Source organism: Arthrobacter sp. ZGTC131, from assembly GCF_002929275.1.
Lineage (GTDB): Bacteria > Actinomycetota > Actinomycetes > Actinomycetales > Micrococcaceae > Arthrobacter.
The window spans coordinates 1-535 of the sequence record NZ_PJIK01000103.1; the positions used below are offsets into that span (position 1 = coordinate 1).

Annotated in this window: 1 pseudogene; it reads right to left on the reverse strand. The window is 68.4% G+C overall.

The window, feature by feature from the left end:
* A pseudogene (locus CXQ90_RS22590) lies at positions 1 to 535 on the reverse strand (hypothetical protein); the annotation flags it as partial.

A 535-nucleotide genomic window follows, 5' to 3' on the forward strand; every position in this document is an offset into this window, starting at 1 on the left:
GCCGGGGTGTAGGTGCCGGCGGAGTACTCGCGGAGGGCCTCGAAAACCTGCTCGTCCCGGTAACCGCCCCGCATGGTGATGGACCAGCCGCGCTGACGCACTGCTTCCAGGCGCCCCCGGTACTCGTCCGGGGTGCATTCGTCGCTTGGCAGGGCACGGGAGAGCCAGCGGTCGATGGTCTTCGGGTCTTCCCAGGCCAGGCAGAGTTCACCCATGGGAGGCATCAGCGGAATGCGTTCCCCGAGGCGATCGTCCTGCTCCGGAGCCGTGCCGGCGGCGGCGACTATGACAGCCAGCTGATCGCTGATGACAGCCATGGCTGTGCACTCGGCTCCCAGCTCGGCGGCGAGCCGCTCCATTTCGTTCCGTCCCCGCTCGGCCAGCCGAACGCCGGCTATCAGGTCCGCGTCGAAAGGCGCGCTCAGCGACATGGGGGCAAACCGTCCGTACCCGCCCTGGAAGAACAGCAGCGGCGCCACCGGGCTGCACACCTGCAGCTCATGGACCGCGCCCAGGACAATGTAGTGGTCACCGG